The organism is Aliikangiella aequoris, assembly GCF_053709105.1.
Genome location: NZ_CM132298.1, coordinates 783358 through 802035, shown reverse-complemented (window position 1 = coordinate 802035; position 18678 = coordinate 783358). Strand labels below are relative to the sequence as shown.

21 protein-coding genes are annotated in these 18678 nt (G+C 39.0%); 9 read left to right on the top strand and 12 right to left on the bottom strand.

The window, feature by feature from the left end:
• Positions 1-319: 319 nt before the first annotated feature.
• A complete protein-coding gene (locus ACUR5C_RS03585; protein WP_454466984.1) occupies positions 320-685 on the top strand; it encodes a DUF6164 family protein in 366 nt (121 codons plus the stop codon).
• Positions 686-693: 8 nt separating this feature from the next.
• Positions 694-972, top strand: coding sequence for a hypothetical protein (locus ACUR5C_RS03580; RefSeq protein WP_454466983.1), 279 nt, complete (start codon positions 694-696; stop codon positions 970-972).
• 18 nt (positions 973-990) lie between these two features.
• Here the strand turns inward: ACUR5C_RS03580 and ACUR5C_RS03575 are convergent, their stop codons facing one another.
• From ACUR5C_RS03575 to ilvY, 3 genes are all read right to left on the bottom strand, one after another.
• Positions 991-1767, bottom strand: a complete 777-nt coding sequence (locus tag ACUR5C_RS03575; protein ID WP_454466982.1) for a hypothetical protein — start codon at positions 1765-1767, stop codon at positions 991-993.
• Between the two features lie 200 nt (positions 1768-1967).
• Positions 1968-2255 (bottom strand): YebG family protein, encoded by a 288-nt coding sequence (locus ACUR5C_RS03570; RefSeq protein ID WP_454466981.1) that lies wholly within the window; start codon positions 2253-2255, stop codon positions 1968-1970.
• Positions 2256-2343: 88 nt separating this feature from the next.
• Positions 2344-3222: an HTH-type transcriptional activator IlvY gene (ilvY, locus tag ACUR5C_RS03565; protein ID WP_454466980.1), complete on the bottom strand. Its 879-nt coding sequence runs from the start codon at positions 3220-3222 to the stop codon at positions 2344-2346.
• Between the two features lie 172 nt (positions 3223-3394).
• Here ilvY and ilvC point away from each other — a divergent pair, with 172 nt between their 5' ends.
• On the top strand, positions 3395-4870 hold the full coding sequence (gene ilvC, locus ACUR5C_RS03560; protein WP_454466979.1) for a ketol-acid reductoisomerase: 1476 nt from the start codon (positions 3395-3397) through the stop codon (positions 4868-4870).
• 22 nt (positions 4871-4892) lie between these two features.
• On the opposite strand, the gene ACUR5C_RS03555 is transcribed toward ilvC, so the two are convergent.
• The 3 genes from ACUR5C_RS03555 to ACUR5C_RS03545 all read right to left on the bottom strand — a co-directional run bounded on the left by ACUR5C_RS03555 (position 4893) and on the right by ACUR5C_RS03545 (position 7340).
• Positions 4893-5537, bottom strand: a complete 645-nt coding sequence (locus ACUR5C_RS03555; protein ID WP_454466978.1) for a DUF502 domain-containing protein — start codon at positions 5535-5537, stop codon at positions 4893-4895.
• A gap of 104 nt (positions 5538-5641) precedes the next feature.
• A complete protein-coding gene (locus ACUR5C_RS03550) occupies positions 5642-6850 on the bottom strand; it encodes a GGDEF domain-containing protein (RefSeq protein ID WP_454466977.1) in 1209 nt (402 codons plus the stop codon).
• A 169-nt stretch (positions 6851-7019) separates the two neighbouring features.
• Entirely contained in the window at positions 7020-7340 is a 321-nt protein-coding gene (locus ACUR5C_RS03545) for a hypothetical protein (protein ID WP_454466976.1), read from the bottom strand.
• Positions 7341-7647: 307 nt separating this feature from the next.
• Between ACUR5C_RS03545 and ACUR5C_RS03540 the strand changes: the two genes are divergently transcribed.
• Both ACUR5C_RS03540 and ACUR5C_RS03535 read left to right on the top strand, forming a co-directional pair.
• A complete protein-coding gene (locus tag ACUR5C_RS03540; protein WP_454466975.1) occupies positions 7648-9333 on the top strand; it encodes a FimL-related protein in 1686 nt (561 codons plus the stop codon).
• 18 nt (positions 9334-9351) lie between these two features.
• Positions 9352-9807 (top strand): tellurite resistance TerB family protein, encoded by a 456-nt coding sequence (locus ACUR5C_RS03535; RefSeq protein WP_454466974.1) that lies wholly within the window; start codon positions 9352-9354, stop codon positions 9805-9807.
• Here ACUR5C_RS03535 and ACUR5C_RS03530 read toward each other — a convergent pair.
• Together ACUR5C_RS03530 and ACUR5C_RS03525 are read right to left on the bottom strand one after the other, a co-directional pair.
• Positions 9804-10487, bottom strand: coding sequence for a cyclic di-GMP-binding domain-containing protein, MshE-related (locus ACUR5C_RS03530; RefSeq protein WP_454466973.1), 684 nt, complete (start codon positions 10485-10487; stop codon positions 9804-9806). The genes ACUR5C_RS03535 and ACUR5C_RS03530 overlap by 4 nt on opposite strands.
• A gap of 315 nt (positions 10488-10802) precedes the next feature.
• Complete coding sequence (locus tag ACUR5C_RS03525; RefSeq protein ID WP_454466972.1) at positions 10803-11207, bottom strand: hypothetical protein; 405 nt, start codon at positions 11205-11207, stop codon at positions 10803-10805.
• A gap of 528 nt (positions 11208-11735) precedes the next feature.
• On the opposite strand from ACUR5C_RS03525, the gene ACUR5C_RS03520 reads away from it, so the two are divergent.
• The 4 genes from ACUR5C_RS03520 to ACUR5C_RS03505 are packed head-to-tail and all read left to right on the top strand — an operon-like array spanning position 11736 to position 15054.
• Positions 11736-12623 (top strand): MipA/OmpV family protein, encoded by an 888-nt coding sequence (locus tag ACUR5C_RS03520; RefSeq protein ID WP_454466971.1) that lies wholly within the window; start codon positions 11736-11738, stop codon positions 12621-12623.
• Positions 12613-13053 carry a DUF3019 domain-containing protein gene (locus ACUR5C_RS03515; protein WP_454466970.1) on the top strand — a complete coding sequence of 147 codons (441 nt, stop codon included), beginning with the start codon at positions 12613-12615 and terminating at the stop codon, positions 13051-13053. Before ACUR5C_RS03520 ends, ACUR5C_RS03515 begins: the two co-directional genes overlap by 11 nt.
• Before the next feature lie 10 nt (positions 13054-13063).
• A complete protein-coding gene (locus tag ACUR5C_RS03510) occupies positions 13064-13762 on the top strand; it encodes a response regulator (RefSeq protein ID WP_454466969.1) in 699 nt (232 codons plus the stop codon).
• 8 nt (positions 13763-13770) lie between these two features.
• Positions 13771-15054: an ATP-binding protein gene (locus ACUR5C_RS03505; RefSeq protein WP_454466968.1), complete on the top strand. Its 1284-nt coding sequence runs from the start codon at positions 13771-13773 to the stop codon at positions 15052-15054.
• A gap of 38 nt (positions 15055-15092) precedes the next feature.
• On the opposite strand, the gene ACUR5C_RS03500 is transcribed toward ACUR5C_RS03505, so the two are convergent.
• From ACUR5C_RS03500 to pilW, 4 genes are all read right to left on the bottom strand, one after another.
• Positions 15093-15503, bottom strand: a complete 411-nt coding sequence (locus ACUR5C_RS03500; RefSeq protein ID WP_454466967.1) for a GFA family protein — start codon at positions 15501-15503, stop codon at positions 15093-15095.
• A gap of 69 nt (positions 15504-15572) precedes the next feature.
• Positions 15573-16709, bottom strand: coding sequence for a flavodoxin-dependent (E)-4-hydroxy-3-methylbut-2-enyl-diphosphate synthase (gene ispG, locus ACUR5C_RS03495; RefSeq protein ID WP_454466966.1), 1137 nt, complete (start codon positions 16707-16709; stop codon positions 15573-15575).
• 84 nt (positions 16710-16793) lie between these two features.
• Positions 16794-17822 carry a RodZ domain-containing protein gene (locus ACUR5C_RS03490; RefSeq protein WP_454466965.1) on the bottom strand — a complete coding sequence of 343 codons (1029 nt, stop codon included), beginning with the start codon at positions 17820-17822 and terminating at the stop codon, positions 16794-16796.
• Entirely contained in the window at positions 17813-18610 is a 798-nt protein-coding gene (pilW, locus tag ACUR5C_RS03485) for a type IV pilus biogenesis/stability protein PilW (protein ID WP_454466964.1), read from the bottom strand. Before pilW ends, ACUR5C_RS03490 begins: the two co-directional genes overlap by 10 nt.
• Between the last annotated feature and the right edge of the window lie 68 nt (positions 18611-18678).

Genomic DNA, 18678 nt, shown 5'->3' with positions numbered 1-18678 from the left:
TACATTTAAAGCAAACGGCTTATTTTAATCTTAATGATAAAATAGTTAATTAATAAATACGACTAAAATCAGTGCTTTAGCAAGCAACAATACAGACTTGAGTAAACCCTAAAGCTAGTCTCTCTTTAAACTTTTAAGCACCACTGTTACAATGGAAGCTCAAGCAAGCCTCAAGATGAAAACCTTTAATATTGATTTTAGTATTTAACAGCTTAGTTGCAGCTCATATTGAATAAGCTTTAATTGCTAGCCCCTCTGGGGGGATGAGCAAAACAAGGTTACATCCTATTATTTTTTAAATACGCACACAAGACAAACCATGGCCAAACTATTATTTAAGCTTAACGGCGTGCCCGCAGATGAAGCCGACCAAGTCCGTCTATTATTAGATGAAGCTGAAATTGACTACTACGAAACCACCGCTGGAACCTGGGGGCTTTCATTTGCCGCTATTTGGCTTAACCAAGAATCTGACTTCGAACAAGCCAGCCAGCTAGTCAATGACTATCAAACCAAGCGCGCGACTGAAGCAAGAGCAGTCTACCAAAGTTTAAAAGCTGACAACCGTCATTTAACAATCTGGGGCGCCTTTAAACAACGCCCTATTGTTAGTACTTTGAGTGTCGCATTTATTTTATTAATAGCCTACTTCTCAGTTATTCCTTTTTTTCCAACATTATTTTAGTGCTTGCCATGAAAAGCGATCCCAATAAACTGACTAAAAAACATGAACAACTTACTCACTCAGATGAAATGGTGGTTGTGAGCCACAATCAAAGAGAGAAAGACGACTGGTTTATTAACAGTATTATGGTAGAAGGCTGCGATGTTCCGTTTAAATACAAACGAAGAAAAAAGTACAAACAATTACAAAAAGGCCAACGAGTTAATCTCACTTATTACCCAGAAGAAGAAAATATAGCCGGCCTGAGTTTCGACATTATGAAAGTGGTGAGAATTAAAATAAGTTAAGTTTCAATTGCTTAATCACTATGAGCAATGGAGAAAACTATCTACACTATTACGAGCAATTAGTTTTAGTATCGCTTGAGTAGCGGTGTCTACCGCAATATCCTCTATTGGCCCAAGCTCATCGGCAGGCTGCATAGTAATAACTTGATAAAGTACCATTGCGGTCAATAGTGCGCCAGTCAAATTGGCGTGGTTTCCATCATCGGCGTGCAAGTTTAGGCTTGGGTAGAGTCTCCCGGCTTCTTCCCAAGCAAGTCCAATAGGTGCAACACAAGTGGACTCGCGAGAAGCTATATATAGGTGCTTTTCATGAATTCTTATACCTTCGGTAGTATTGCCTTTTCTAGCCCACTCCGGAAACATAATCGGCTTTGCTTGTTGAGCATTAACTCTTCTAACCCATTCTTCCGCAGCCTCTGTTGAGTACCAGTTTAAACCTGTCGTAGAATATTTTTGGGCTTGTAAAATAACATGAGTCCAATCCTTACTTTCTAGTAAGGCTTGTGTATGACCGTCATTAAGACGCTCATCTAAAAAACTAATACTTGGTGAACGAACTGCGTTTGCGGTAAAAGTGGGTAGCCCTTGCTCGATTAGTTTAGCAATTAAATTGGGTAAATCGTAAGCAGCGCTATGGCTATTTCCAAGCATTAAAATTTCAAAATCAGCGGCAACTAGGTTTTCTTCTGGTTGAGGGCTACTTTCGCTTTCATTACTCGATCCACATGCTGTCATCAAGGCAATAAAAACGACAGCGCTCAAAGAATAAAGATGAGTCCTACGAAAGATTTTCATGACAATGCCTACATAAATGATGGGGAACTTTGACGCTGAGATAAATTTTATATTACGCCAGCTTTACAAGAAAAAGCAATCAAGTCAACGTTGAATTTTTTTTAATTTGAGAAGTGCATAAAAAAGCGGCTAATAAAATATTAGCCGCAAACTTTACCTACATTCAAAAAGGGAAAAATTAAAGTTGTCGCGCTGCGACACTAAGCAGATGCACTAATCGCAGTCACTTTATCGTCAGCGTTATTAGTGTCTTCTAATAAAATATCGGACTTACCTTTTAATGCTTTTGCTAGCGTATCCTTATTCTCAGCTAAAAGTAGTCCAATCGATTCAATTTGATCTTCAGACAACCCCGGGATCGACTTTTCCATCCATAAACTAACATTCTCTGCTAACTCAAGCATTTTGTCATAATTGTCAGCTTCTTTTTTATCGCTAAATGTTTTACTACTATCTTTATCTGACATATATAAAGTCACCACTGCCATCGGATTCACTCCACTGTTTAAAATCACTAAACACAATACTACTCAAACAAGTAGCTTTATACAAGTGGTATTTTAAACTAAATTAATTTTAATATTTTAGACGCTGCCAAAATGCTTTAAGCACTGGCTCTTGCAAGCGCGACTTTAAGCCAATAATACCCAGATCAAATGGTTGAGGTAAGATCTCAACTGCGAGCTTTTGGACCCTATCAGCAATCGGGCTATGGCTTAATACTGGCGCAGGAATGGCGCCTATACCGCACCCAAGAGCAACCATGCTCACCAAAGCTTCATTACCAGAAACCCGCGCGTAAACTTTGGGCTTGATTTGCATTTTTTTAAACCAGTTTTGTATTTGCTTTAAGCTGGGCCCAGACTCTGGCAATACAAAAGGTACACGATTCCAATCGATGAACTCTTTATTTAAGTCATGATTGAGCAAACGTAGGCCTTTCGGTGCAATAAAAGTGAAGGGTATAAAATCGATATGGTGAAATGCGAGCTGATTATTAGGTGTATCTTCATTTACTGCAAAAGCAAAGTCGTACTTGCTAGCTAACACCCCGTTTTTTGCCAAAGCAACATCTCCTGTTTCAATCCCTAACTCCACTCGTGGGTAGTCTTCTCTAAAGCCTTGTAAAACTTGCGCTAAATAATAGTGAGCGGCTGTGACTGTACAAAATAGACTTAGCCGCCCTTCCATTAATTGCACACTGGGGCTCAGGTCATGTTTAACCAATCTCCATTCTTCAACAACTCGATTGGCAAACTCCAGATACCTACGCCCAGCCATGCTGAGCTGAACCTGTCTTTTATTACGCACAAATAGCTCGGCACCAACGGCTTCTTCTAGGCGCTGAATAAGCCGACTTAACGTTGATGGAGTCATATGGATTTGGTTAGCCGTTTGATTAAAATGCAGCGACTCAGCTAATTGTATAAATGCTGAAAGATCCTGAATTTTCAATTTTTATCCTCATTTAAAAGCTCATCCCACCCAAGTTATTGCGATTTTTGCAATATAGAATCAAAAATATATCAATTTACGCAACAGCAAGCCAGCACTATCATCAACCTTAATTGCTTAAAATCATTCGCTTTACTAGTCAAAACTTAACCTTGTTTAAACGGATTACACGATGAAAAATTACTTCAACTCGTTGAATTTACGCCAACAATTGTTTCAATTAAGTCGCTGTCGCTTTATGCCACAAACGGAATTTGAAGAGGGTTGCAGCGCTCTAATTAATAAAGAAATAGTCATTGTCGGCTGCGGCGCACAAGGCTTAAATCAGGGCCTTAATATGCGTGACTCGGGCTTAAAGGTCAGTTTTGCGCTACGCGAATCTGCAATAACGCAAAAGCGAGAGTCTTGGAAACGTGCAACATCTCAGGGCTTTCAAGTTGACACTATTGCAAAGCTTATTCCTAAAGCAGACTTAGTTTACAACTTAACACCAGATAAACAGCACGCCAAAGTGATTGAACAAATTATGCCGCTGATGAAAAGTAACACTATTCTTGCTTACTCCCATGGCTTTAATATTGTCGAACAAGGCCAGCAAATTCGTCAAGATATTAGCGTCATCATGTGTGCACCTAAATGCCCAGGAACTGAAGTAAGAGAAGAGTTTAAACGCGGGTTTGGAGTGCCTACTTTAATCGCAGTTCATCCAGCGAACGACCCACATCAGCAAGGTTTAAAATTTGCCAAAGCGTTAGCCTGTGCCATTGGAGGTGATAGAGCAGGCGTTTTAGAGTCGTCATTTGTTGCCGAAGTAAAGTCAGACCTTATGGGAGAGCAAACGATTCTTTGCGGAATGCTGCAAACAGCGTCTATTTTAGGATTCGACAAAATGCGCCAAGCGGGTATTGCACAAGACTATTCAGCACAGCTAATACAAGAGGGATTACAAGCAATCACCGAAGCACTCAAAATAGGTGGTATCACGTTAATGATGAACAGGCTTTCAAACCCAGCCAAAATTAGTGCGTATAGTCTCGCAGAAAAAATAAAGGATTTAACTCGGCCTTTATTCGAAAAGCATATGGACAACATTATTAGCGGAGCCTTTTCTCAAAGAATGATCAAAGATTGGCACAATGAAGACCTTGAGCTATTAACTTGGCGAGAACAAACCAAGCACTCTGGCTTTGAAAAAGCGCCTGCTAACAAAGTCGTTATTGATGAGCAAAATTACTTTGAGCAAGGTATATTTTTAATCGCGATGATCAAAGCCGGAGTGGAGCAAGCTTTTGAACTTATGTTAGAAGCAGGCATGTCAGCTGAGTCGGCATACTACGAATCGTTGCATGAAACGCCTTTAATCGCCAATACCATCGCTAGACAGCGACTCTACGAAATGAATAAGGTAATTTCAGACACGGCAGAATACGGTAACTATTTATTTTGCAATTCAGCAATTCCCTTACTGCAGGAACATTTAATGTCGACTATTACTAGCGAAGAAATTGGCGGCGGAATAGCATCAAATGGTTTGCAGGTGAACAATAGCCAACTAGCGTCAATTGATCACGCAATTCAATCCCATCCGATAGAAGTTGTTGGTAAAAAACTACGCAATTATATGACCCAAATGCGGCCCATTATTTAACCGTTTAACTAAGTCACAGCGTTTACTGTGGCTTAGTTGTTGTTTGATTAACAGGCTGTGCCGACGCAAATAGTTTATCGCTGCCAGCACCACACGCAATAATTGTACGCATCATTTGCTCAACACTCACATCGGGGTAAAACTCAACGAGAGACTCGGGCATATGGTATATATTCCCCGAGGTAGGGTTTGGCCCTGTTGGCATAAATATAGTTACGGTACCATCAGCGTGCCTCGAGGTAACAAGCGCGGTAACGGTCGTTTCGCAACTAGCGCCAAAAAGTTTTACTTTGACGACTTCACCTTTGGCAAACGGCGAGTTTTCATCACTGCCAAAGACTTGTGAGACAATTTCTTTAACAATTCGATAGCCTGGGGCTAGTTTAATTAAATAGCGGTCAAACCTATCGTGCAGCCATTTACCGACAGTGGTGGTAACAAAGGTTCCAATAACAAAACACAATGCGAGAATTAATAACACAACGCTCAAGTCGGCAACTACTTCTGGCACAGGAAAGTAGCGTACAGTGTAATCAGTTAACGGTTGAATAAGATCAGTGATAAAATTAAACAGCCAACGAAACACAAACCCAATAATCACAATTGGTAATAAAACCAAAATACCACCAATAAGTGATTTTCGAATAATTAGTTTAATTTTACCCACGAAACTTCTCTGTTGTTAAAAGATGATTATTCGAAGACTAGCAAAATCAACACTAAAGTGCATGAACTATTTTATTGACGTAGGCACTGTTTTGCCTTCATCAACTAAACAAGCGCTGGCTCGACGCTAGAATAGACTTTAACTTGATTGCGGCCAGCATTTTTAGCTGCGTAAAGCGCCTTGTCTGCATTATCAATTAGCTGATTAGAGCTGATGCTAGAGTTAGGTAAAATACAGGCAACCCCAATACTCACAGTGGCATTGAGCAATGTTTCGCCTTGCTTAAATGGATTTTCTTGAATTTCTAAGCGAATGCTTTCGGCAAGCTGTTCTGCCTCTTTTTGGGATGTGTTACTTAATAACACCGCGAACTCTTCTCCCCCAAAACGCGCAATTAAATCAGTTTTACGTTTTGCGATACCATGGATGGCTTGGGCAATGTAAATCAGACAGTCATCACCAAATAAATGACCATAACGATCATTAATCGACTTAAAGTGATCAACGTCTATTAACAACAGTGATTGAGGCTTCTGGCTTCTGATACCTGAGTTCCACTGAAACTGAAAGGTGGTATTAAAATGTCCACGATTATAAATTAAGGTGAGTGGATCGATTTGATTAATTCGTTGTAACTCTTTCTTTTGTCGATCGAGCTCTATTTCAATTTCAAATGCTCTTAAGTACTCGCGATTTGAGCGATAAGCCAACATACTTAAATAGCCCAAGAATATTGAAATTAGTATCGCCATGGAGTAGTCAGATTTAAGCAATAAACTCACCACAATACCGGGTACTAGAATTAAAGAAATGTTCAACAACACCAGACCTAAACGCGGGCTCAAGGCGCTCATTGCACCACTCGCAATTCCGCCTAGCGCTAATACCAATACGAACCTTACGGGCTCAAACGCTGGTTCAACTATTGAAAGCGCAAATAGCCACCCCCAACAAGCCGCTTGCATTAATGATAAACCAGAAAAAATCATTCTCCATAAGCGCGCAGAGCGCTCATAAAGGGCATGGGTGACTCGCTTATGCCACCACCTAATTGCACTTATTAGGGCTAATAAAAACGCGAACCCCCAGCTATACCAAGGATTGTCATGGTGGAACTCTAATGGATAGAAGATTAACGGCCATAATATGGCAAAAATAATTACCCCGGGAATTGAACGCGAGAGCATATCCATATCAATTCGTTTCTGGATATTATTTAAGTGCAGCCCATCGCCAGAAAGGTTTTCAGCGGGTTCTGCCATTGGCAGCACTAACTGGGGAGATTTCTCATTTAATCCATTAGTTGAGTGCATTGATCACTTTTGCCTGCTTTAAAATAGTTATGTGGTCACTTATTGGTTCATTAAGTCGATTTAGGGTTACATTTAACTACTAATTTAACTACTAATAAGCATAGTCAATGTGTTTCATTTCGCTTAAAGAATTTATTATTAAGTTCCGCTAAGTCGACCACTTAATAAGCTAGGTATCCCTTATATCAAAGCGGCTTTTCAATTGGCGTTTTAACTTAAATAACTGCTTAAAATATGCACTTGAATTATTAGTCATCTCAATACCAAGAGACTTTATAGGCTTTACTTTGTTTTGGCCCTTTTCAAACTCTATTTGTATTTGGTTAGTTGAATCAGTTTCACATGAGCACCATACCGACGAACGGTCATTAATTTGAAACTGCTCCCATTGAGTTTTCGGTGAGTCTAGTTTCAAACTTTCGGTAATAAACTGAACAAGCTCTTGGCTTTGGGTGAAGTTCCGCCAACCTTTTGAAGGTTCAAATAACATTGCAATCTTACTTCCTTTGTTTAAAGCATTTTATATTTACAGCGTTATTTAGGATCGTATCACACCTTGCGATAACTAATTAGTTAACTTTGCCACAAAATATTGCTAACGTGAGCCTTTCAACCTTAATTTACCGATAATTGGCGGTTTTTAGTGGCTAAAGTGTCGCTCAATCAGAATAAAACGAGCCAAATTCATCTTAGAAAAAGGCGAATTCTTAGCTAACTGCGAATTATGACCTGATTTAGAGGATAAATTCGCTTATTATCTCAGGATAAAAACTTTTTAATTACTTAGCGGTGTAACAATGAGCCAAGCAAACGCATTGCAGTCTTTAGACTTAATACTAGAAGACGTTTCAGCCGAAATTAACTTATCTATCAATGCATTAGAGCAATATTCTCGCAAACCAGAGAATGTATCTGCATTGAAGAAGTCTAGCTTGCACCTTAACAAGCTTAAAGGGGTGTTTACCCTGTTAGAAATGGTTGGCGCCGAGCGACTGGTGAAAGATGCAATGATGTTAATTAAAAAGCTACCTAACCTGGCAAAAGAGTCTCGCCAGGAGCTTTTAACCATTGTCTCAACCTCACTGGCTCGGTTAATGCGCTACACAGAACATGTCAATCAAAAGCCGTATGACTTGCCGCAGCTATTATTACCGGCCATTAACAGTATTCGCGGCGCAATAAATGCGCCACTGTTAAGTGAAGCAGTGTTTTTTGATTGCGACTTTAACTTCCCTCGCCCAAATAAAATAACCAGCTTAGTCACAAGCGAAGAGAGTGCCGAAAAATCTCGTCATTTTCGCCAAATGTACCAAATTGGGCTAATTGAGGTGTTACGCCAGACGAATTTAATTGGTGGCTTAAGAATGATGCAAAAAGCCCTCACCAAATTAGATCAAGAATGCCCTCGCCCGAACTTCCCTAATACTTGGTGGATAGCAGAAGCAATGCTCGACGGCTATATCGAAGGTACATTGGTTTTAACCAAAAACAGAATTAAAATGTTTTCACGAATAGACCGTCAAATTAGACAAGTTGAAAATAAACCACAAAACCTGCTCCAAAATAATCGCGCGGAAACCGCGGTTCTCAATCGAGAGATGCTCTATCTTGTAGTAATTAGTAAGGCAGCTAGCGAAAGAGCGAATGCGGTGTTAAGTCATTTTAAACTAGAGTCTTCCGCTATTAGTGATGCGTTAATCCGCCAAGAAACCCAAGAAATGCGCGGTCCAAGTGATCATGACTATGGCACAGTTTCAGAAGCTCTGTTAGATGAAATAAAATCAATTACCTTAGCACTTAAAAATACGACTGAGAACGCCCTTGAAGAACTCGATCTTGAGCAAACATTAAAGCAACTTTCTAATTTAGATAGCTTATTAAAAATACTTCAAGTCAACGATCAACGAGTAAGACTTAATGTGGCCATGGAGCTAGTAGAAAAAGCCATTGCTGACTGCCAGCCGCTTCCAGAAAAAGATATTAATATATTGTTAATAGTATTAGAAAGTATCGGTAAGGTGGTCAATGAATCAGATTTGGCCAAATATTCGGGTAATACTGCGCCTAAACGTCAAAAACTGACAGATAACCAAGCTAAAATTCGTACCCAAGCATACGCTTCAGTAAAAAATCTTATTAAAGCGTTTGAAGAGTTCAATCAGCAAAACCGCAAGGTGCTGTTACTCAAAGATGTACATCAAATGCTGGACGAGCTAAGACTTAACTTTAAACAACTTAAATTAAGTAATGCGGTAAGAATAACTGAGGGTTGTCTTGTGTTCATAGACCATCACTTAACGAATAATCCACACACTACCTCTAGCAATGCGATTAACTTATTTGCTGATATTATTAGCAGTTTTGAATTCTATTTAGAAACCATGAAACACACCGCAACACCAAGCGAAAAGATTTTTGAATTTGCAGAAAATAGCTTGTTGCACCTAAACAGAGAAAGTAAAGTTAATACGACAAAAGCTTAGTTTGAAATAGAGAGAATAATGCTTAGTTTTTTAAAATCAACTTTAGAGAAAATAGTTACCCCTAATAGTAATAGCCCCCAAAATAGCAATAAAGAAAATATACATTTAGCCGTTGCTGCACTGTTTATTGAGTCAATACTTATTGACAATAAACGCAAAGCGCAAGAAGTCAATAAGGTTAAAAATCTATTACTTAAAAGTTATCATATAAAACCAGAAGCACTTGAATCACTATTAGAAAATGCTGAAGCAGACTTAGCAGAAGCCGTTGACTACTACCAATATACGCAACTTCTTAATCAACACTTTGATTACAACCAAAAAGTACAAGTGGTTAGAGAGTTATGGCAATTGGCGTTAGCGGATAATCACCTAGATAGTCACGAAGAGCACTTTATTCGCAAAATTGCTGATCTATTATTTGTTCCACACAGCGAATTTATCAAATCTAAAATTAAAGCCCAAAGCGACTAAAAGTGTTTAGTCACTGAAAACATCACCTCATATTTTTTGTATGGGCTATTCTTCATTTTATTTAAATTCCAATAACTGATCTTTTTGTCGTCTTTCTCTATCACCGAGTAGCCTTTAAGCGTAAGGCGATAAACAGAGGGCGAGGTGTTTTTGTAACGATCGGCTCGTCTATCTTGCTCAGTAAACTGAGTTGGTTTAGTAAAGCTTGAAGAGAGTGAAATAGAAGAAAAATATTGACCAAGCTGAGGCGTATCGCGCTTGTTGTTTCCTGTAGCTAACTCTAGAAATACTTCTTTGCTTTTAGGTTTACTAATTTTAAAGCGGTTACTTATTTTAAATAAATCATCATTATTTGCATTTAGATGCTGTCCATCCAAATGATTCATTTGATTGCTGTTGAATAACTTATTGCTTTTGTCACTAGCGAGAGCAGGACAAAGCGGCGCGCTCAGCATCACTAAGCCAGCAATCACACGCCGTATATGTTTTTGCTTGGTTAATACCTTGGAAAGCTGTTTTTGGGAAATAAACCCCAACGCAACTAGGCTTTCGCCTAGCCGGCTAGAGTGCTCAACCTGATAGGCTAGCGCTTGCTCAAGCTCAGCCTGACTAACCCAGCCCTTACTCAGCAATAAGTTACCGATTCGGGAATTTATTTGTGACTGATTTTTTTTACTCATTAACTAACCTACAGCTACTACTAGACACTAGCTATAAAACTCTCGCTAACCTTTTGACTTAACTACACTTTGTCAAAATTAAAGCAAACTATAGTTAGTGAACACACTGCTTATACAAGCGACTATTAAACAATATAGCTGATTAATTAGGGGAATTGTTGACCGATTTATCATTTTATTAAGGAACGCTTAAATCATCATAACAGCATTCAAACTTAGATGATTTTGCTATTTTAAGTTAAGCTTTTTAAACGCTCATAAAAAAAGCCGCAAATCGCGTGATTTGCGGCTTTTTAGCTCAAGGCTAATTGAGTCTTAGTTTGCTGCGGTATTGCTCGTATGAGTAATACTAACGGGGTTTTTCACCTCAACAAAACGGTTAAGATCTAAGCCCAAATGCTTATAAGAGTACTGCAAAGACACATTTCTCGGCTTCATTCTGCAGTTATCTGGGCGAGTTCTTACCACTTCTAGGCTATTTTCCTGTTTATCGGCAACTTCTACTTTAAAGCTATTAAAGAAAGTACACCCATAGCCAACAGCCTGAATTGTAATAAAGCCATCTTTCAGCTCATAATCGGTTAGCACGGCGACGTCTTTAATAGCGCTATCGCTTGATGTACCGGTAAGATGCTGAACTGAACTACATCCGGCAATAAGTATGCTTAGCAATAACATTGCGATATTTTTGCTTTTATTTAAAATTGAAATATTCATCATATAATCCGTACTTAATAATGTGCTTGTCCTTCATTAATGCTCTATTGAGCTTTCCATTGTTTATGCCTAGTTATTATTATTGGAATAAATTAATGTTCTTTGGTTTCTCATCGCTAACAGCTAAAATCGTAAACCTTCAATTTGATGAACTTTGGTTTCAACCTAATTTCATATCGTGTTATTAGAATGCCAAAATTCGAGCGAATTATACTCACTTTAAGTGTAAATGTGTGTAAAAAACCTTGTTTATTCAGGGTAAACCATTGAAAAATCTCGAAAATAGATAACTAGTTCAAATAATTGCATCTATTATTAGAGCAATTAACTCTTTTCTTGCTAACTTATATCAAATAACCTAAGTTTTTGGCCTCTAGTGTATTGCTCATTTAATAACTTGATCCGGAACCGCGGATTAGGTAAAACAGATACTTTACAAATATTCACAGCTAAATACGATTTAACCAAAGAAATATCGCAAAAATTTCACCACAATTGTCGACTATGCAAATTAATTAGGAAAACACCATATTGCGCACAAGTTATTACTCGCTTATAGGCATGATTGGTTTGTTGCTTTGTCACAAACCCTTAGCTACTGAAGTTAGTTGCGAAACCGAGTTTGACTGCGCCTCAGTCGGCTCTTGGTCATTTGGTATAACCACCGGGGTAGGTGTTAGAACGAATCCCTTAGCAGACGGAAAGAATATTCCACTGGTGCTATTACCAGCCGTCTCTTATTATGGCGAAAACTTCTTTATTGATAATTTAGACGTAGGGTATACGTTTTATGAGAACCAAGACTGGGCTGTTAATGCGCTAATTACACCAGCTTATGACCGTATTTTTTTCAATCGCTGGGATATCCAAAATATCTTTGTAGACTTTACCACCTCCTCGATAGCGCCAGCATCTGATGTTAGTGACTCGCTAGATAGTCAGGACCCACCATTAAACGAATATATCGAGGTGCTCGATTATTCTACTCGCCCTAGAAAAACCAGTATTATGGGTGGGTTAGAGCTGAATGCTAAAATTTTTGAAGGTGATTTACAGTTAAACTTACTCCAAGAAGTAACCAAACAGCACCATGGCAGCGAAGTTCGTTTAGCCTACGCACAAAGGCTCAAACACAGCGGCTGGACTAGCACTGTAGGGTTTACATGGAAAAGTGCAAAAATGACGAATTATTACTATGGACTAGAGCTGTCAGAAATTAGTCCAAACCAGTCAACTTATACTGCAAAAAGCAGTCTTAACCCCTTTATTCGAATTAGCTGGAAAGAATTAACTCAATCAGATAGTTATTGGCGCTTTGCCATCGAGTATCAAAAATTAGATAGCGAAATTAGCCGTAGTCCTATTATTTCTAAAAATAATGTCATGACAATATTTATAGGAAAGCATTTTGACTTTTAGCCTTTCTAAGCCATTTTGCTTAAAATCATTTTGTGTAATCATCATTAGTTTTGTTGGCTGTATCGCTATTTCCAGCAATGCCAAAACAACCAAGTTAAGCAATGCAGGATCCCTCGGACTTTATATTACTCCTAACTTGTGCTTAGTAAGCCATTCCAAAAAACAATGCGAGCTCGATGCAGAGATTGTATGGCGAACTCAAGAGAAAGGAAATTACTGTTTAGTAGAGACTCTTACTGGCAATCAATTACATTGCTGGACTAACCAGAATTACGCCAAAATAAGACTTGGCTTAAATTTTAATGCCAATTACCAGTTGGCGTTATCAAGGTTAAAATCAGGCCAGAAAATTTATACTCAAACAATAAAACTACAACGACAAATACCCCATACTCGTAAAAAACGCAGGAATCCGTGGCGATTTTACTAGGAGCTTTCATATGCAAAAAGACACCAAGAAAATACTACTGGTTGAAGATGACCAAAAGCTCGCCCAACTTACTCGAAGCTACTTAACTGAGTTTGGCTTTGAAGTTTTAATAGAGTCAAATGGCGCGTTAGCAATCGACAAGTTTCGACATTTTCAACCGGACTTGTTAATTTTAGATATTATGCTGCCAGGCAAAGACGGCTTAACTATTTGTAAAGAAATTCGCCCTATTTTTAACGGACCTATACTGATGCTAACTGCTCGCAGTGAAGATTTTGATCAAGTGCTCGGGCTAGAATTTGGAGCCGACGACTATGTAATCAAGCCGGCAGAACCTAGAGTATTGTTAGCGAGAATTAATGCGCTGCTCAGACGAACTAATAATGTTGAACCAAACATCAAAAGGTTCGAGTTCGGGTCACTCACAATAGAGCTCACTAACCGCCAAGTGAGTTTCGAAGGAAAAGTAGCCACTGTCTCTAGCCACGAATTCGAGTTACTCGCTTTACTAGCACAAAACGCCGGCAATATTTTAAGTCGTGATCACTTGTTTAAAACTTTATACAACCGACCTTATGATGGGATTGACCGTTCTATTGATGTAAGAATTTCTCAACTTAGAAAGAAGTTTGGCGATAACCCTGAAGATCCTTTTAGAATAAAAACCATTTGGGGCAAAGGCTACCTTTTTGTTCCTGATGCTTGGTAATTTAAATAATGTCACTTTCTAGCCAACTGTTTTTTAGATTCTACTTAGTTATAGTTGTTTCATTAGTTGCCGTTGGTTGGGCGATCGACTCGTTTTGGCGCCATTCTGTTTCTCAAACTCAAATAGAAGAGCCACAATTTCCGCATCTAACTGCCGCTGCAGGATTATTAAACTTATCTGAAGATAAGCTTCACTCGCAGCAGTTAAACGACTTTAATTTAAGCCTATCAACACAAATAAAGCTGGTCCCAGTTAGCTCAATTCATGTAAAAGAAATTGAACAGCAACTGCTTAGTGGTAATCCAGTAACCTTAAGCGATGGTGAAATCGAAACAACCTATGTGATGTTAAAAAATCAACGTTCGCTACTCGCACAAGAGCATCAAACCACTGACTATCACCAAACTATTGAATATTTTTGGCTAGCAATTTTTTATTTACTAATTGCACTCATTGTCTATTTTTTAATTCGCCCATTAACGAAAGATCTTAAGGCGCTTGAAAGTGCTGCATTAAACTTTTCGGACAAACAATTTAATACCAGTATTAGACTTTCAAAAAACTCACCCGTACATCAACTTGCGCAGGTTTATAATCAGCTTTTAAAACGTATCCAGCAATTAATTACTGATCAAAAAGAAATGACCAATGCAATATCTCATGAACTTAGAACCCCAATAGCGCGCATAAAATTTTCTCTAGAAATGGCTCAATCGGGTATTGAGCTTAACAAACCAGCGCAAACTATTGCGAGCCATTTACAAAGTATTAATGAAGATATTCAAGAAATTCACCAATTAGTAGATGAGCTACTCGCCCTAGCCTCTTTTGAAAAGCAAGCTGTCAACGCCACCTTAGAGCGTGGGGATTTAACCAGCCTAGTGAAAAGTACCATTGAAAAACTGACTCCTTTAGCCGGAGACTTAAAGATTGAATATACCAACCAGAGTATCAACAGTTTTGCTTATTGCGACAGCATGCTCATTGAGCGCGCTTTACAAAACCTTATAACCAATGCCATCAATTACGCTAAAACCACAATTAAAGTTCAAATAGACGAGTCACCGCTAGATTACAGCATTTCGGTTCATGACGATGGGCCAGGCATTAAAAGTGATAATTTTGAGCAGGTATTTAACTCTTTTGTACGCTTAAATACGAGTGCTAAAGTCAAAGGGTTTGGGCTAGGCCTGGCTATTGTAAAACGCATTATGCATATGCATCAGGGTGAAGCATTGGTTGGACATTCTGAGTTGGGCGGCGCTCACTTTACTTTGCGTTGGCCTAAATAAATTATTTAGCTTCGCTTACCCCAAATTATTTGAAACTATCACTCAGTGATAACGGGCTTTTTAAGTAAACAGTTAGTTGCCCAAGGCATGGCTGATTGAGTAAACTTTTCAGCCGTTGGAATAAGTAAATTTCTTTGCTCTATGCATCCGGTTCGTAAGTTCAATACTTTTTCATCTTGGTAAGTTGTGGCATAAATTTGGCTGCCACAAGTACCACAAAAATACTGTGCGCGCTGGTTTCCACTTTCTGCAGTCTTTATATAAAATTTCAGTTCACCACAAATAAGCTGAAATTTTTCAGCGGCTACAGGCAAGCTTGTTCTAAACGCGCTACCAGACAAAATTTGGCAATCATTACAGTGGCAAATGCGAACAGCATTAGGATCGACTGTTGCTTTAAACTTGATTTGCTGGCAATGGCAAGCGCCATTAACTTGCATTTCATTCATAATATTGCCCACACTTAAAAAAAGACTATAGACTGTACAAAAAAATCCTAACAAGTTGCAAAGTTTAAACTACTTAGCAGCGATGTCGATTTGCGGTTTTCCTTTGGTCTTTAGTTCAACCTGAGCTTGTTTCTCAGCTATTTTGGCTCTAACACTTTGTTCAATTGAATCAACTAAGTTAGCGTTTTCAATTTTATGACTTTTCTCGCCATCTTGATAAAGTAAACTTGCTTTTAAGCCACCGGTTAAGCCAAGATCGGCTTCTTTGGCTTCACCAGGACCATTCACCACACAACCAATAATGGCTACGTCTAATGCCTCGCGCACATCTTCAAGGCGCATTTCTAATTCGTTAACTGTTTTAATTACGTCAAACTGCTGTCGCGAACAAGAAGGACAAGCAATAAAGTTAATTCCTCGTTGGCGAAGCCCCAATGATTTTAATATATCAAAGCCGACTTTTATTTCTTCAACCGGATCCGCCGCCAGCGATACTCTAATAGTATCTCCAATCCCTTCAGATAAGAGCATTCCAAGGCCTACCGCAGACTTAACTGAGCCAGCTCTAAGGCCACCGGCTTCAGTAATTCCTAAATGTAAAGGTTGCTCAATTTGACTCGCTAGCAGTCGATATGCAGATACCGTCATAAACACATCGGAAGCTTTCAAGCTTATTTTGTAGTTTTGAAAATCGAACTTGTCTAAATAGTCTATATGTCTAAATGCAGACTCAACTAATGCTTCTGGAGTTGGTTCACCATATTTAACTTGTAAATCTTTTTCTAGTGAACCCGCATTAACCCCGATTCGAATGGGTATGTTCTTATCTTTGGCTTTATCTACAACCGCTTTAACGCGCGCTTCATTGCCAATATTGCCCGGATTTATTCTTAAACAATCCACGCCATAGTCCGCAACTTTTAAGGCAATTTTATAGTCAAAGTGAATATCTGCAATGAGCGGAACCGGAGAACTTTGTTTAATTCTCTTAAAGGCTTCAGCAGCATCCATAGTAGGCACAGAAACACGCACAATGTCTCCGCCAGCATCAGCGATTCGATTAATTTGTGCCAAAGTTGCTTCTACATCACAGGTGTTTGTATTGGTCATGCTTTGAACGGCAATAGGCGCATCTCCGCCAATTGGCACATTACCGACCATAATTTGTCGACTTTTACGTCGCTGTATCCAAGAAATGCCTTTCATAATTACTCTTTCTCTTGGCCAGTTGTTTTTTGAAAAAGCTTGCTGGCCTACATTATTAAAATGTTATTAACTATTTAATCTTACTTAGTTTAAAACAAACTCAGCTCGGCGCCCGGCCTGATATACAGACATATCGTAAGCTTCGCCGGCATAAGTCAACTCGACTGCCGCAGGGTCACCTAAAATAACTGTTACGGGGGCAACCCCTTGCAGTGGCATGACTCGGCCAGCAGTTTTAACTCCAATTGCAATAGTTTCACCGACTCCGTCTACAATTTTTACCCAGCAGTCTGCACTAAAAGTAAAAGTCATGTCGACCAAACTCACGACACTATCGGTTAAATCGATTTGACTCATATCAGCTTCAGTCACTCTGTCGGCTCCAGTAACTTTGTTGGCTTCAGTAATTTTGTCGGCTCCAGTCACTTTGCTTTCAGCTTGACTAACCGCTGCCTGAATATCAGCACTGAACTTAGTCGTCTCTGCTACTTCACTCTGCGGCTTAGCATCACTGCTTGAAATTGCTTCATCTTGTTGGACTTGATCCGTAGTCGTCTTTTGCTCTGCGATACTTTTGTCACTTTGAATATCAACATTTAAAGCAGTTAGGCCACTATCACTAGCCCGCTCAAGTTGGTTCAGTTCAATCGAATTGGCTGGTGCTGCTTCAGTTTTTTCTCCGACTCGCTTAAATAGCTCCCACCCAGCAAAACTAAGTATGGCAATGACAATAATCGAGGTAATTAGTTTAAATATAAAGCTATTGGAATTTATCTCTTTGCGGCGAGTTTTAAATTGCGAAACGACCTTAAGATTTTTAACCGGCTCTACATTGGCATTCACTTGAATATCAAACTCTGCGCAAATCGACTCGGTGTCTACCCCAACTCTTTGTGCATAGCTGCGGATATAGCCTCTTAAAAACGCATGTGGAATATCTTCGTTAAATCGATTTTCTTCTATTTGAGTAATAACACTTAACGTCAAATTCATTTGATCTGCGATTTCTTGCGCAGACCAATTACGATTTTCTCGAGCTTCAATCAGCAACTCGCCGATATTGGTCGACTTTTTGTTTTTTGGCTCTACAACTTCTTCAGTATTTACATCCATCGCTTTTTATTTTCCAAATAAGCTACTGTTTCATCACTATCTGGAAAGCGTTGCTCTAAAATTACGCCATACTTTCCAATTGCGTCTTTATCGCGTACAAAATGAGCAATTCTAAGACCTAACCAAGCTGACTCAGCAGTTGTATTAGCATTAGACTCAAAGCGTTGTAAATAATCCATTGCTCGGTTATAGCGCTTTAAACCAAATTCAATTTTTGCCATTTCTATTAACGCGTCAGGACGACGTCTATCACGGCTTAATGACTTACGAAAGAACTCACTCGCTTTTTCTACGTTACCTTGGGTAATAGCACAAAGGCCAACATTAAAATAAGCTGAAGCTACATCGGTATATGTTGGAACATCAATTGCGCGCATAAAAAGTTTATCAGCTTCTTTATACTCGCCCTTTTCACATAAAAAAGCACCATAAGCGTTTAAATATTCTGGACGCTTTTTGTCTTCCGATAAGGCTCGCTTAAAATGTCGCTCACTTTGCTTTAAATCACCAACACGCTGAAAATAAATGCCTAAAGCATAATGTACATTGCCAGAATCTGAATTATATTCTAGCGCTTTATCCAAATGATATTTGGCACGTTTAAAATTGCGAGCATTAATATAAGTGAGCGCATACCCTACGCGTTTTTCTGCCGCTTTCTTACGATCAAACTTTCGCTCACTTAGCGGTTGCGAGCTAGTTCCAATATTGGCGGTTTGAGTATTACGAGTTGTTTCACAGGCAGCGAGTAAAACCATCAAAATGATGACTGTTGTAATTCTTATCACGATAAACTCCTGACGTTTTTAAAACACAAAAATTGAGTTAAATTTCACTTACAGCTAATCAGGCTGTT